This is a genomic window from Rummeliibacillus sp. JY-2-4R, assembly GCF_053847205.1.
On record NZ_CM132623.1, the window covers coordinates 668,694 to 683,870 of the forward strand.

Below are 15,177 nucleotides of genomic sequence, written 5' to 3' on the forward strand. Positions count from 1 at the left end.
TTGCAACCAAGTTGCAAGGGGATTCATTTCAACCATTCTATTATCCAACTCTTTTAACAATTGGATTTTGGTCAGGTGTTTTCTTTTCAGTTAAGTTTTCAACTGAGAAGACGCGACCATAATCGTCTTTGTATACGATGTGTTGGCTGTTGAATTTAGTTGGTGAGTCTAGGCCAGCAGCAGCAGCTACTCGGAATAGACCCTCACGCATAGTTAGAATATAGTTTGTTACACGGTATTTCTTTTCATCTACGATTAAACCGTTTTGTAATTTTGGATCTGTTGTTGCTACACCGACAGGGCATTCGTTTGTATGACAACGTTGAGCCATGATACATCCAACAGAAATCATAAATCCACGTGCAACATTGATTAAGTCAGCACCTAAGCCAAGGATAACAGCGGCGCGGTCTGAAGTAATAATTTTACCAGATGCAATAATTTTTACGCGATCACGTACACCGTGTTTTACAAGAGCATCATGTAAAAGAACAAGTCCTGAATGAAGTGGAAGACCAACGCTATCTGCTAAGTCTTGGAATGTTGCACCAGTACCACCTTCAGCACCATCAATTGTGATGAAGTCTGGGCCTTTACCAGATTGTTTCATATAAGCAGCAAGGTCATCTGCATCTTGTGGACTACCAATAACGATTTTAATACCTACTGGAAGTCCGCTAGCTTCACGAATTGTGTCGATAAATTTAAATAATGATGGGAAATCATCGAATTCGTGGAAACGGTTTGGACTGTTGATTGTTGTATGTGGTTCCACATTACGAATTTTAGCGATTTCTTCTGTTACTTTATCAGCTTCAACGTGACCACCACGAGTTTTTGCACCTTGAGCAAGTTTCAATTCAAAGGCTTTGACTTGTGGGATAGCAGCTTTTTCTTTCACCAAATTAATATCAAATTCGCCTTCTTTTGTACGGAAGCCGAATAATCCAGAACCAATTTGAACGATTAAGTCTGCGCCACCATCTAAGTGATGTGGAGATACGCCACCTTCACCAGTGTTCATCCAAGAACCTTTTGCTAATCGAATACCTTTAGATAAAGCAGAAATTGCATTTTTACCAAGTGCACCGTAACTCATTGCAGATTGCCCAACCAAACTACGAACGTTAAATGGTTCACGGCAATTAGGTCCAATTACAACTGCATCTTCTTTAGGTAGTAACCAAGGTTTAACTGTAACTTTTTCTGTATGTTCTTTACGGTTGAACAAACCATCTTCATCTATTACATATTTTTGTGTTTCAACTGTTTCGCTTTGATCTACGCGCATTTCTTCTACTTGTTTAGTAAACATAGCATTACGGATGTAGAATCCTGCTTCTTCAAAATTCCGCTTAGAACCAAACCCTATGACATTACCCAAGTATTTCCCAGGTAATACGACATGTAAATAATCTTCTCGACTAAATGGTTTAGCTTTATTGTCGTCATCAAATAAATATTGTCGAAGTTCAGGTCCGATTTTTTCTGTAATGTAACGCATTCTACCTAGTATCGGGAAATTTCTTAAAATCGCATGTTGGCTTTGATGTTTATCCTTTTCATAAAAAGATAAAATTGTGATTAGTGCTATTGCTAATAGAACAGCAATTATTGTTAATACTATTACCATAATATTGTCACACCCCGTATTTTTCCTTTGTGTCTAAAATGTGAATGTATCTCATTTGCGTATTAAATATATCACAATTTGAGATAGATTCAAGATGTAAAATGAAAAAATTTAATTATTTCATGATAAAGTTGAAAACGTTTACCTTAAAAAGAAATTCTGTGATGTTTAAGAGAGGTAGAGTAGTATTAAAGAGAGGGAAAGTGGTGCCAATAAATCTGATAATCGAACTACATAAAAAGACGATCAGAGATTTAATCTCTGATCGACTTTATCTTCTTCTATTTAATTGAAGTTATTTTTTAGTAACTAATGAAATAATATAACCTACAATAGCTCCAACGATTGCTGGGATTAGCCAACCAATGCCTGTTGAGTATAGTGGAATATGGTTTAGTAAGTTTTCATAGCCAGTAAAAGTGATGCCAGCGCCTTTGATTCCGTCATAAATACTGACAAAGGCTGTGAAGATTAGGGCTGTGATGTATACAGCGCGTGCATCATTAAACCATTTTGAAGCAAGTGTTAATACCATTAGTACGATTGCAAGTGGATAAATTGCTAATAGTACTGGTAAAGAAATAGCGATTAATTGTGCTAATCCAATGTTTGCAACAAAAGTAGAGAAGATTGCAAAAATCCAAACCCATCCTTTATAAGATACTTTAGGGAAGATTTTGTGGAAAAACTCAGATGATGCAGTCATTAAACCAATTGAAGTTGTCAAACATGCTAGTAAAATAACAGCTGTTAATAGAATGTTACCAAATTGTCCGTAAAGAACATTTGCAGATTTTGTAATAATATCTGCACCATTATCGAATCCGCCAATTGTTTCGAAACTTGAAGAACCGATATAACCAAGTGATAAGTAAACTAGTGCTAGTCCAGCAGCTGCAATGAATGCAGCGAAGATAGTAGTTTTAACAACAGTTGGTTTATGCGTAATATTTTTTCCTTTTAAAGCTTCAACGATTACAATCCCGAAAATTAGGGCTGCAAGGAAATCCATTGTTAAGTAACCTTGAACGAAACCTTCACCAAATGGATTTGAAACATATTTTCCTACAGCTTTGCCTGCACCATCCATTGGTGTAACGATTGCTTTCACTGCAAGAGCTGCGATTACGATTAATAATGCCGGAGTTAGCATTTTACCAACGCGGTCAATTAATTTACTAGGATTCAAAGCATAGAACATTGTGATTGCAAAGAAAACAATAGAGAAGATCAACAATGGCCAAAATGATGCACTAGTTGCTTCTGAAAGATAAGGTTTTACACCTAATTCATAAGATACTGTACCTGTACGAGGCATAGCGAAGAATGGTCCGATTGCTAAATATACAATTGATGTGAAGATAACCCCGAACATTGGACTGATTCGACCAGCCATGTCTTGTAATTCTCCACCAGATTTTGCTACTGTAATAACCCCTAATAATGGAAGACCAACGCCTGTGATTAAGAAACCGATAATTGCTAAGCCGAAGTGATCACCAGATTGTTGTCCAAGTAGAGGAGGGAAGATAATGTTTCCGGCACCTAGGAACAATGCAAATAGCATAAATCCTACCGAAACCTTTTCCCAAAGAGAAAGATGTTGATTTTGCATAAAAAAGACTCCTTTATAGATACTTGCGTATAATCTCTTTAAAAAGTTATGAAATTAAAACGCATTTGTAATATTATTAAATATTCGTTGTTATCAGAAAATTTAAATTACAACGGTTGTAAAAGTTACTTGATTAGATTATCACGAATAAGGGAATAATGGAATATCAAATTTTAAAAAAATAGTGAAAATTTAAATCTTTATGCTCGACTTTTGAAAAATATGGAGGAAATTGTAGGTAAATGGTATGCGAATTGGAATATTATTATAATTTTGTATTAGATATAAAGATGTATGTCTGATAGAAAAAAAGAATTGAGCAGGTAATTCTGCATGCTTTAAAAGTTTGATGATGTATGATTTGAGGAATTAAATAGAGTATTTGAATTGTAATTCATTCAATTTAGGCAAATGGAACTTTAATTATAAAAATACGATTCTTTCTATATAAATGATTGCGAAAGTATCATCAAGTGTAAAATATAAAATGTGCAAGAATACTAGATGGTCAAACAAATAAGTAAATACATAGAATTTTCGTAGGGTTGTCTTAGCGTTGCAAAAGGAGTATTATAAGCATCTGCCAACTACAGAGAAGAAATGTTGGCAACAAACATAATGAACTGACAAAGAAGTGAGCAAAGTGAAACATTTTAATGCATCACAGCGTCATAAAAGCAGATTAAATAAAAAAGTATGAATATAGTAATGTACTAAAGAATTAATTGAAACAGAGTGTTATTTTCATAAAATCGTGCTATAATACTTCTTGTATTCGATGATGAACAATTGAATGCGTTTTTTATTGCGCATTATTAATATATGTAGAGTTTCTAAGGAGGATGGGTAAATGATTTACCTAGCATTAGTTGTAGCCTTTGTCGCTTCAATTCTTTTGACTCCGCTTGTTAAACGACTCGCATACCGTGTAGGTGCCGTCGATAAACCAAATTATCGTAAAGTGCACGACCATATCATGCCACGACTTGGCGGATTAGCTATTTTCATAGCATTCCTAATAGGCGTAGTTATTTTACGACCAATGGATGAATCAATGATTGCGATATTAATCGGAAGCTTTGTTATTATTGTGACAGGCGTCCTTGATGATATGTATGAAATCTCACCAAAAGCTAAAATGTTAGGGCAAGCAATTGCTGCTGCCATCGTTATTTTCTTTGGTGACATTCAAATCGAATTTATCAACCTACCATTTGGTGGGGAATTAAATTTTGGTTATTTAAGTATTCCATTAACATTAATTTGGATTATCGGTATTACAAATGCGATCAACTTAATAGATGGATTAGATGGCCTAGCAGCCGGCGTTTCAACAATTGCTTTATTAACACTTGCTGCAATGGCAGCTATTATGGGCAACGTGTTCGTACTTGCTATTGCATTATTACTTGCAGCAAGTTCTAGCGGTTTCTTATTTTATAATTTCCACCCAGCTAAAATTTTCATGGGTGACACAGGATCATTATTCCTTGGGTTTATGATTTCTGTCCTTGCATTACTTGGTTTTAAAAACGTAACATTTGTATCTTTAGTAATTCCAATTATTATGTTAGGTGTTCCAATTTCAGATACTTTCTTTGCGATTGTGCGTCGTTTGTTAAACAAACAACCACCATTTAGCCCAGATAAATCTCACTTGCACCACCGTTTAATGAGTATTGGCTTTACACATCGCCAAACTGTTTTAATCATTTACGGTATTGCTGCAATGTTCGGTTTAGCAGCGATTATCTTCTCAATGGCAAAACTTTGGGGAGGCATCCTATTAATCGCAGTATTACTAATCGCAATCGAGCTATTTGTAGAAGTCATTGGACTAGCTGGACAAAACTACCGTCCACTTTTAAATCTAGTACGAAAAAAATAACTTATAAGATAAAAAGAGTGACTTAAAAGATCCTTGGTAATCAACGATCTTTTGGAGTTGCTCTTTTTTTTATTTTGTTGGATGTTTAACATATTTGGGATGGTGGAATTAAATTAGTAATTGATTTTTAAAGTAAGAAGAGTGAAGAATGCTCATCTTATCCGCGAGGCTATAAGGGGATAATAGGAATATTCTTACCGCGAACAATTAGAGCAATTTGAGAACGTAATTTGTTTGGTGCGATAATGGAATTTAGTTAATAGCGAATAGAATGGTAGAAAGAGCGAATTGGACAGGTGAATGAGCGAATAGAACGACTGATTCAGCGAATAGAATCTTGAAAAGAGCGAATAGACAAATCCAAGAGTGGAATGGTAAAAAGCGATTTTGATAGGCGAGTGAGTGAATAAATAAAGTCTTGAGGATATAAGCTGTATGGGGATGAAAATAGAATTTAGTCAATAGCGAATAGAATGGTAGAAAGAGCGAATTGAACAAGCAAATGAGCGAATAGATTAATCAAATCAGCAAATAGAACTTGGAAAAGAGCGAATAGAATATGCGAATAGAATATCCAAGGGTGTGTTAAATGGTAGAAAGCGATTTTGATAGGCGAGTGAGTGAATGAATATAGCCTTGAGGATATAAGTTGTATGGGATGAAAATAGAATTTAGTCAATAGCGAATAGAATGGTAAAAAGAGAGAATTGGGCAACCGAAAGAGCGAATAGGACGGCCACATCAGCGAATAGAATCTCGAAAAGAGCGAATAGACCACCCAAGAGCGAAGCAAATCGGCGAATAAACTCAAAATGCCTAATTATGAACTCAACAAAAAAAGCATCTAACACCATTCCATTCTGATGTTAGATGCCTTTTTATTATTGGCCACTATACGTATTATTATTCGAATTGTAGTCTGAACTAAAGTTGCTGCTATTATTAGTTCCACTATTATTCGTATTGGTGTTGCTGTTTGTTGTGCCTGTTTGTGTGTTGGCCTGATTAATGTTATTTTGTCCTAGTTGATTTTGCAGGGTTTGTTTGATTTCTGCAAGATTATTATTATCTAATTTGTAATAGTAGACTCCTGTTGACATGTCATCATAACCTTTTAGTGAAAGGGAATCAACTTTTGGCATGCCACCTTTTACGTAAGCTGCAAGTGATTTCATTTCGCCGAATGTCATGTTAGTTTTCATGTTTTTGCCTACTGCAGCAAGGATGTCATCGTATTTTGTTAATGATTGAACGGATGAAGCTTTCTTGATGATTGCTTCAAGAATCATTTGTTGGCGTTCACCACGTTGGATATCGCTATCCTGATGTCGTGTACGTGCAAGTGCTAAAGCTTCGCGACCATTTAGTAATTGTTTACCCGGTTTTAAGTTCACTGTACGTTTATCGTTTTCATCAAGTTCGTGAAGTGCATAAGGTACATTTACTTCAATCCCACCAAGAGCATCTACGATATCTATGAAAGCATCAAAGTTTAAACGATAGTAATAATCGACTGGAACATTTAATAGATTTTCGACTGTATCGATTGTTGCCTGAGTGCCACCATAAGCATGTGCATGCGTGATTTTATCTTCATACCCGACATACGGAATATATACATATGAATCACGTGGAATGCTTAGTAGTTTAACAGATTTGTCTTTGTTATTTAATGTTGCGAGCATTAAAGCATCTGAGCGAGAGTGGTCTGAACCTTGTTCTCGTTCTTTACTATCATCGATCCCAACAAAAAGAATCGTTATATTGTCTTTCAATGGTTCTACTTTTGAATCCCTTAATGCGGATTTAACACGGGTGTTTGATTTATCGAAAGCTTGATTGGCAGCTTTTTCGCCTGATTTATATAGATGGTAAGCATAACTTCCGCCAGAAATAAGGATTAAAGCAATTAATACAAAGAAGGTTTTTAGAATCGGATGTCTTTTCTTTTTCTTCGGTTCCTTCTTTATACGCTTCTCCTTTTTGGCCTGTACTCTTGAATTTGTCATATATAATCTCCTCTAAAATAGGAATACTAACCTTTGTATTTGACGTCGGCACAAAAAATAAAGTTGCTACATTTTTAGTGTAACGAACTTTATTATACTATGAGGAGATAAATCAGTAAATTTAAATTCTGATGTTTTTCGTTACCTCTTGTCAAATTCCAGAAATAATTTGTCGTCACATGTAATAATTGCTTGGCCACTTGTACATTCTGTTATCCATTCTGAAAAAGATGATTCCTCTTCTTTTTCTACATAAACTAAAAATTCGACATGTTCCGCATAATTTATGTCTTTTAATATATAGGAAGAATTTCGAATTTCATTTTCGAGTTTTCCTAACCATCCATAGTCTATGACGACTTTCATGAGATGATGCAGACGTCGTTCCACAACACCTGATGCATCAATTCCGGCTGTAGTCGCTTTACCATAAGCACGGACTAATCCTCCTGCACCTAATTTAATACCTCCAAAGTACCGCGTGATAACAACTGCCGTATCTTGCAAATGCTGTTTCTTTAGTACTTCTAATATAGGTACACCCGCCGTGCCACTTGGCTCGCCATCATCATTTGCTTTTTGAATTTGATCATGCTCACCGATTATATAGGCAGAGCAATTGTGTGTTGCTGAATGATGTTCCTTCTTTATGGATAGGATAAAATCCATAGCCTCTTGTTCTGATTCCACTCTTTTACAAGTAGCGATAAAGCGCGATTTAGAAATCACAATTTCACTAGTTCCAACAGCTTTTACTGTTAAATAATTTTTTCGCATGTTACACTCCTCATCATATAGGTAATAAATAATGAAACCTTTGACATCTGTCTGTCATCATAATTTAATAGTCTTAGGACTGACAAATGATATAATAAATTTTGGGATGCAGTAAAAAAGATATATTTTTTGTGAATCTTTTCTGTGTATTATTTATTTTAAATGTAGCACAAAATGTAAGGGTGATGTAAATTGGCAAATGAGAAAATTGATTTGAAATCATTAGACTTGATATTCAATCGAATGGTTAAAACGATTGATGAGTCGAAAAATGACATCTTTACGATTAGTGAACAAAGTAGACAAAATTTTGACGAAATGAAACTTGAACTTGAAGAAGTTCGTTCTAATATAGAGCATGTTATTGCTGAAAACGATGTTCTCGAAGTGAAATCAAGGCTTTCAAGACGTCGCCTAGCTGAAGTATCCAAGAATTTTAAAATTTTTTCTGAGGAAGAAATTCACAAAGCTTATGATCAAGCCAATCAAATACAAATCCGCTATTCCGTTCTCCAAGAAGAAGAAAAGAGACTTCGGGAGAAACGTGACGATTTAGAGCGAAGGATGAGAAATCTACTCGATACCATTGAAAGAGCAGATCATTTAGTAAATCAAGTGAATGTCGTGCTCAATTATTTAACCTTCGACTTAAAACATATTGGCCCTGCACTTGAGAATGCCAAGATGAAAGAAGATTATACAATTAAAATTATTGAAGCAACAGAAGAAGAAAGAAAACGTATCTCAAGAGAAATCCATGATGGACCAGCTCAAATGCTCGCAAATGTGTTATTACGCACAGATTTAGTTAATCGAACATATCAAGAAAGAGGTATTGAAAAAGCACTACAGGAAATATTAGAATTAAAGGACATGGTACGAGACGCTCTACATGAAGTAAGGCGTATTATCTATGATTTGCGGCCTATGGCATTAGATGACTTAGGTATTGTACCAACGTTAAATAAGTATCTAAAATCTGTAGAAGAGTACAACGAAGGGACTATTGTTCACTTTAATTCTAGAGGCGAACAAGTCCGTTTAGGTACAAATTATGAAGTAGCTGTTTTTAGATTAGTTCAAGAATGTGTAAATAACGCAATCAAACATGGTCACGCAAGCGATATATTAGTAAATTTTGAATGGTGTAAAGAATATGTCAATATTACTATTAAGGACAATGGTACAGGATTCGATACAAATATTGTAAAAAAGAATTCATTTGGTCTTATCGGTATGCGCGAAAGAGTTGAGTTATTAAATGGTGAAATGGATATTACATCGATTGTACAAAAAGGGACGCGTCTTTCATTTAAAATCCCAACACATCAAGAATAGAAAAAATTAACGTACTCATTAGGAGGAAACACTCATGACGAAAATTATTATTGTAGATGATCACCAATTATTCCGCGAAGGCGTAAAACGAATCTTAGATTTTGAAGATTCATTTAATGTAATAGCAGAAGGTGATGATGGTATAGATGTTTTAAATTTATACGAGACTTACCAACCTGATGTTGTGTTAATGGATATCAATATGCCACAAAAAAATGGTGTAGAAGCTACATCTGAACTATTAGAAAAACACCCAGATGCAAAAGTAATCATCCTATCTATCCATGATGACGAATCTTATGTATCACATGCGCTTAAATCAGGTGCTCTAGGTTATATGTTAAAAGAAATGGATGCCAATGAAATCGTCGATGCGATTAAAATCGTAGCAGCTGGTGGTTCATACTTACATCCAAAAGTAACGAAAAACTTAGTGGCAGAATACCGTCGTTTAAGCGAACGTGAAAACAAAGGTTCATTCCACCAAACAGAAATTCGCCGTCCTTTCCACTTACTTACAAAACGTGAATGTGAAGTACTTCAACTTTTAACAGATGGTCAAAGTAACAGAGCAATCGGTGAAACACTGTTCATCTCTGAAAAAACAGTTAAAAACCATGTATCCAGCATTCTTCAAAAAATGAACGTAAACGACCGTACACAAGCCGTTGTTACTGCAATCAAAAACGGTTGGGTAGAAGTTCGATAAACTAATCACAAGATTTAAGTCTAAATTAGAGCTAGAGAGACTGAAGAAAAGTCACTCTGGCTCTTTTTTGCACTATTGGCATGTTGGAAAACTACTAAACTTCTATTCCCCTGGAAAAAGTCTCCTAAACAGGAATTTATAAATTATCAATAATGACAGATGAATAGATTCTAGTTATACTAACTTAAGTATGTCGAAACATATTTTTATTTTCCGCGTCTTATCTTTTTGAAGATTACAGAAATTATGAATTATAGAATTTTTGGGTATTCTATGCTTAAGGAGAATGTAGGAGGGTTTAAAAATGATTTTTAGAAAACTAGCACTTGTCTCAATTTGTGCGCTAATGCTCGCAGCTTGTGGCAATAATAACAGTGCTAAAGAAACAAATGCTCAATCTGGCTCTACAAGTGATACGGATTATACTTCACAAAATAACTCGATTAACCATGGAATAACAGATACAAAACAAGCTGAACCAGAAGCTGGTACACCTACGGAAGATTCAACAGCAAATTCAAGTTCAACTAAAGAAGAAACAAAATCAACTAGTAAAGATGAAACGAAATCTACTAGTTCACAAGCAGATGATCAAATAGGTTTTGAGCTAAATTCAGATGGGAAAGTGGACGAAGCAAAATCCATTCCATCAGATGAGAAGAAAGCAATTGTAGGTGTATTTAACGAATATATTGATGCATTTAACGACCAAGATATCGACCGATACGCAAAAACAATCTCCAAAAATCCAAAAGGCTTTAATTACGATGAAGAAATCGATTATACCAAACAAGCCTTCAAAGAATACAAAGTAACACGCACAGCAAAAAATATTACGATTAAAAAATACAAAAAAGATTATGCAGAAGTATTTGCCAATATCAAAACAGTAGTAAAGCAAGACAACAACTCATTTACACAACCACTAAACCAAGTCACAGTGATGACGAAAGAAAATGGAAAGTGGGGCATTTCAGCTGTATATGTAATGGGTACAAAAGAATAAGATTGTTTTTATGAGAGAATGCAGGGGAATGCCTTGCATTCTTTTTTTGTTGGAGGAAATAGAGACTTTACAATACTGGTAGTTCATTTCATATGAAAAGTAAGTTACTATAGTATTATGTTAAAGCTAGGAGTGTGAATATTTTTTATGACGACAGCAATAGTAACAGATAGTACAGCCTATTTGTCCGAAGCTGAAAAACAACAATATAACATTCACGTAGTACCGCTCAGTGTCACTTTTGATCAAGAAACGTATGCAGAAGGCGTCGATATTGACGTTACTACTTTTTATAATAAAGTTCGCGAAGCAAAGGAGCTTCCGAAAACGTCTCAGCCACCCATTGGCTCATTTGCTACTTTATTTGAACAGCTTGCAAAGGATTATGATGAAATAGTCACAATCCACTTATCAAGCGGTATCAGTGGTACATACCAAGGCGCTGTCCAAGCAGGGGAAATGGTCGAGGGAGTCAAAGTCTTTGGCTTCGACAGCCAAATTGCCTGTGCTGCTCAAGGTTTCTATGTGATAGAAGCCGGCAAAATGGCTAGTGAAGGTGCAACCGCAAAAGAAATCATCGCAAAGCTCGATGAAATAAAAAAATCAATGCGCGCGTATTTCATGGTAGATGATCTCTCTCATCTGCAACGCGGGGGACGACTATCTGCAGCCTCTGCATTAATCGGTGGCTTATTACAAATAAAACCCATCCTGCATTTCCAAGACAAAGTAATCGTCCCATTCGAAAAAATCCGCACACGCAAAAAAGCGCTAAAGCGAGTGGAAGACTTACTTGGCGAAGACGTAGCTACTCATCCAAACATCCAAGCAGTCGTGATTCACGGGAATTGTGAAGAAGATGGAAAAGAGTGGATTGCTACACTTCAAGAAAAATATCCATCTGTTGACTTTAAATTAAGTTATTTTGGACCTGTAATTGGTACACATTTAGGAGAAGGTTCGTTGGGGATGGCGTGGTATAAAAGATAATTTGGTTGGACCCCATCAAGCTTGCTTGATGGGCTTTTTATGATGATCTTAATAATCCGCGGCCATTTTCTCCATCCAGCACTATTCCTGTCTGCGAACAACTCTTCTTGCAATTCACCACCATATTTTGTAAACTAAACTCAATCCAACCCCAGAATTGGAGGAATCTATTGCACTTCAAACTAAGTAAATCACAACCAGCAAAAAACCCTTCCCCAACCAAACTATTCAACTATCAACTTCGAGATTTCTTAACTGGTCGTTTATGGCTTCGCGAACATTCCCCATTCAAAGCCGAAACAATTGATCGCCATATCCAACTGGGCTATATTCAAACGCTATCTGGAATTCAATCAATCCAATCTACTAAAAAACTATTCTCAAATACCAAATATATTTGCAATCGTTGTCGAAATCAGAATCAGGAATTTTTCGCAACTTTTCATTGTGCGAAATGCGAGCAAATCTGTGTTTACTGTCGCCATTGTATCAACATGGGTAGGGTGAGCAGCTGTTCTGATTTGATGAAATGGGTAGGTCCACAACGTAAATCAAACCTGTCAAGCAAAAAACTTTTCCAATGGAATGGCACTTTTACTCCGCAACAAATGCGAGCATCTGAAGAATTGATAGAGAGTGTACAAATGAATCGATCGCATCTTACCCATGCAGTTTGTGGAGCAGGGAAGACGGAGATCTTATTCCCAGCTATTGCAGAATGTCTCAAGCAAAATAAACGTGTTTGTGTAGCAACGCCAAGAACAGATGTTGTTCTCGAGCTGACTCCGCGTATTCAAAAGGTTTTTCCAACTACTTTTGTACAAGCACTACATGGTGGGGCAACTGTTGAAAATCGTTATTCGCCCCTCATTATTGCCACAACGCATCAGCTGTATCGATTTGAAGATGCATTTGATGTGGTCATTGTCGATGAGGCAGATGCATTTCCGTATACATTTGATGAAACGCTGCAAGAAGCAGTCCAGAAAGCAAAGAAACCAGATGCACCAATTTTATTCGTCACGGCAACGCCTTCTGAAGAATTAAACGACAAAGTGAAGAAGCTAAATGGAGGATACTCGTTTATCCCGAGAAGATATCATGGCCATCCACTCCCTGTTCCACGATATGATTCACTTTTTAATTACAAAAGACAAATAAAGAAAGGGAGGATTCCAGAAAAATTGAAAGAGTGGACAGACATGTGCCTCTCGAATAATGAGCCATTTTTAATCTTCTTTCCTACTATTGAGTTAATGGAAAGGGCAGTAAAGCTTTTTCAAAAGCTACATCCTGAAATTGAAGCCGTGCATGCAGAAGACCATGACCGCAAGGAAAAAGTAATTGAACTTAGAGAAAATAAGGTACCGGGATTATTGACGACAACGATTTTAGAACGAGGTATTACGATTCCAAGAGTACAAGTGGCTGTTGTTGGTGCGGAAAGTGGCATCTTCACTTCAAGTGCTCTCATACAAATCGGAGGGCGAGTAGGTCGGTCTGCTGATTGTCCTACGGGAGATTTAGTATTCTTTCACCATGGCATAACGCTTGAAATGGATGCAGCGCGTAAAGAAATCTTAAAGCTCAACAAGATGGAGGTGCTGACATGATGCGAACCACAAACCATTGTTATCTATGCAGCACACCCTTACAAAAAAAGCCCACATGGCACACGCTACTCACAAAAACAATTGAACCTGTTATGTGCGAAAAATGTTTTCAAAGATTTAAAGCGGTCACACCTGATCAGCAAAAATATAAAGATATTAAATCGCTATACCACTATAACGAAGCAATGAAAGACTTCCTACATCGCTATAAATTTTTCAAAGATGTGGTGCTTGCAGAAGTGTTTCGGGAACAAATCTATGATTATTTAAAAGATCAGCAAGCAACTATTGTTCCCATTCCACTGCACTCTGAAAAATTGAAGGAAAGAACATTTGCACATATTGATGAGTTGTTGAATGCGGCAAATATTCCATATAAACATTTACTTGAGAAAACTACTACCGCCACGCAATCAAGTAAATCAAAAATAGAGCGGGAGCAGTCTGAGCAACTTTTTCAACTAAAATCAAATACCCAAATTGAAGCAGTACACTATCTACTAGTCGACGATATTGTAACAACAGGCACCACTTTAAAACATGCAAAATCACTACTACTGAATGCTGGAGCACAAAAGGTTACAGCATTTACGCTAATCCAAGGTTGAGGTAGCTAAAAAATCTCAAATTATTAACCGATATACTATCTAAAGTACTATTATATTGCTATGATATAAGTCGAAAAGTAATATGGATTAGCAATTGATCGAGATAGATTTGGAGGTTTTTTATTTGGGTGAGTTACGAAATTGTCCGAAATGTGGGGGATTCTTTAATTACACGAGAGTTAGTGAAGTGTGTCCGAAATGTGCGCAAGCAGAAGAAAAACAATACGAAGAAGTTTATCGTTTTTTACGTAAAAGAGAAAATCGTGCAGCAACTGTTGAGAGAATAGTAGAGGTAACAGGTGTTGAAGAGGATTTATTATATAAATGGGTAAGAAAGAATAGACTACAGCCTGCTTTATTTCCGAATTTAGGTTATCCATGCGATAATTGTGGTCGTTTAACAACGAGCGGCAAACTTTGTGAGAATTGCAGAAAAGAATTGAAGACGGATTTAAATAAGTTCGAAGCAACTCGTGAATTCAGAGAGACTGTTGCGAAAAATGAGCGCACTACTTATTTATCGAATAGTCGAAATAAATAAAAGACCTATGACTCCGTACGTGGATATTTCGTATGGAGTTTTATTTTTGAAAGGAAAATAGCCCTATACTTGTGTAACGACACTAGTAAGTCTTTCGCTTTTCTTCGTTTTTACTTAACATCACGTTAAAATATCCGAAACAATAGGTATACAATAGAACGATGAGAGGTGGTCATGAACGTGAAAATTAATAACTATGGTGTCAATAAGATTAACCCATATCAAAATCAAGCGATGAAAACTGACCAAATTAAGAAAAGCACAAAGAAAGCTATCGACCAAGTTGAAATTTCATCTGCTGCGAAGGATCTTCAAGGAATGAAAAGCTATGCAGACGAAAGAGCTGAACGTGTTCAAAAACTAAAGGAACAAGTTGATTCAGGTAATTATCAAGTTGATCCACAAAAACTAGTAAAAGATATATTGAAATATTACCGCGGTTAAAAAGGA

The 15,177-nt window shown here is 36.0% G+C and carries 13 protein-coding genes; 9 read left to right on the forward strand and 4 right to left on the reverse strand.

Annotated features, from left to right (window positions below; all coding sequences use genetic code 11):
• Window positions 1-40: 40 nt before the first annotated feature.
• Complete coding sequence (locus ACWV26_RS03115) at window positions 41-1,633, reverse strand: FMN-binding glutamate synthase family protein (protein WP_455896918.1); 1,593 nt, start codon at window positions 1,631-1,633, stop codon at window positions 41-43.
• A 295-nt stretch (window positions 1,634-1,928) separates the two neighbouring features.
• On the reverse strand, window positions 1,929-3,248 hold the full coding sequence (brnQ, locus tag ACWV26_RS03120; protein ID WP_455896919.1) for a branched-chain amino acid transport system II carrier protein: 1,320 nt from the start codon (window positions 3,246-3,248) through the stop codon (window positions 1,929-1,931).
• Between the two features lie 850 nt (window positions 3,249-4,098).
• Between brnQ and ACWV26_RS03125 the strand changes: the two genes are divergently transcribed.
• Window positions 4,099-5,136: a glycosyltransferase family 4 protein gene (locus tag ACWV26_RS03125; protein WP_455896920.1), complete on the forward strand. Its 1,038-nt coding sequence runs from the start codon at window positions 4,099-4,101 to the stop codon at window positions 5,134-5,136.
• Between the two features lie 881 nt (window positions 5,137-6,017).
• Here ACWV26_RS03125 and ACWV26_RS03130 read toward each other — a convergent pair.
• Window positions 6,018-7,145 (reverse strand): LCP family protein, encoded by a 1,128-nt coding sequence (locus ACWV26_RS03130; protein WP_455896921.1) that lies wholly within the window; start codon window positions 7,143-7,145, stop codon window positions 6,018-6,020.
• A 141-nt stretch (window positions 7,146-7,286) separates the two neighbouring features.
• Complete coding sequence (locus ACWV26_RS03135; RefSeq protein WP_455896922.1) at window positions 7,287-7,922, reverse strand: YigZ family protein; 636 nt, start codon at window positions 7,920-7,922, stop codon at window positions 7,287-7,289.
• 192 nt (window positions 7,923-8,114) lie between these two features.
• Between ACWV26_RS03135 and ACWV26_RS03140 the strand changes: the two genes are divergently transcribed.
• The 8 genes from ACWV26_RS03140 to flgM all read left to right on the forward strand — a co-directional run bounded on the left by ACWV26_RS03140 (window position 8,115) and on the right by flgM (window position 15,171).
• A complete protein-coding gene (locus ACWV26_RS03140) occupies window positions 8,115-9,260 on the forward strand; it encodes a sensor histidine kinase (RefSeq protein ID WP_455896923.1) in 1,146 nt (381 codons plus the stop codon).
• A gap of 34 nt (window positions 9,261-9,294) precedes the next feature.
• Window positions 9,295-9,969 (forward strand): response regulator, encoded by a 675-nt coding sequence (locus ACWV26_RS03145; RefSeq protein ID WP_455896924.1) that lies wholly within the window; start codon window positions 9,295-9,297, stop codon window positions 9,967-9,969.
• Window positions 9,970-10,273: 304 nt separating this feature from the next.
• Window positions 10,274-10,975: a nuclear transport factor 2 family protein gene (locus ACWV26_RS03150; RefSeq protein ID WP_455896925.1), complete on the forward strand. Its 702-nt coding sequence runs from the start codon at window positions 10,274-10,276 to the stop codon at window positions 10,973-10,975.
• 147 nt (window positions 10,976-11,122) lie between these two features.
• Entirely contained in the window at window positions 11,123-11,965 is an 843-nt protein-coding gene (locus ACWV26_RS03155; RefSeq protein WP_455896926.1) for a DegV family protein, read from the forward strand.
• Window positions 11,966-12,135: 170 nt separating this feature from the next.
• Window positions 12,136-13,578 carry a DEAD/DEAH box helicase gene (locus ACWV26_RS03160; protein ID WP_455896927.1) on the forward strand — a complete coding sequence of 481 codons (1,443 nt, stop codon included), beginning with the start codon at window positions 12,136-12,138 and terminating at the stop codon, window positions 13,576-13,578.
• The gene (locus ACWV26_RS03165) at window positions 13,575-14,186 is read left to right on the forward strand and encodes a ComF family protein (RefSeq protein WP_455896928.1); all 612 of its coding nucleotides are present in this window, start codon (window positions 13,575-13,577) and stop codon (window positions 14,184-14,186) included. Before ACWV26_RS03160 ends, ACWV26_RS03165 begins: the two co-directional genes overlap by 4 nt.
• A 124-nt stretch (window positions 14,187-14,310) precedes the next feature.
• A complete protein-coding gene (locus ACWV26_RS03170) occupies window positions 14,311-14,727 on the forward strand; it encodes a TIGR03826 family flagellar region protein (protein WP_455896929.1) in 417 nt (138 codons plus the stop codon).
• 180 nt (window positions 14,728-14,907) lie between these two features.
• Complete coding sequence (gene flgM / locus ACWV26_RS03175; RefSeq protein WP_455896930.1) at window positions 14,908-15,171, forward strand: flagellar biosynthesis anti-sigma factor FlgM; 264 nt, start codon at window positions 14,908-14,910, stop codon at window positions 15,169-15,171.
• The last annotated feature ends 6 nt before the right edge of the window (window positions 15,172-15,177 follow it).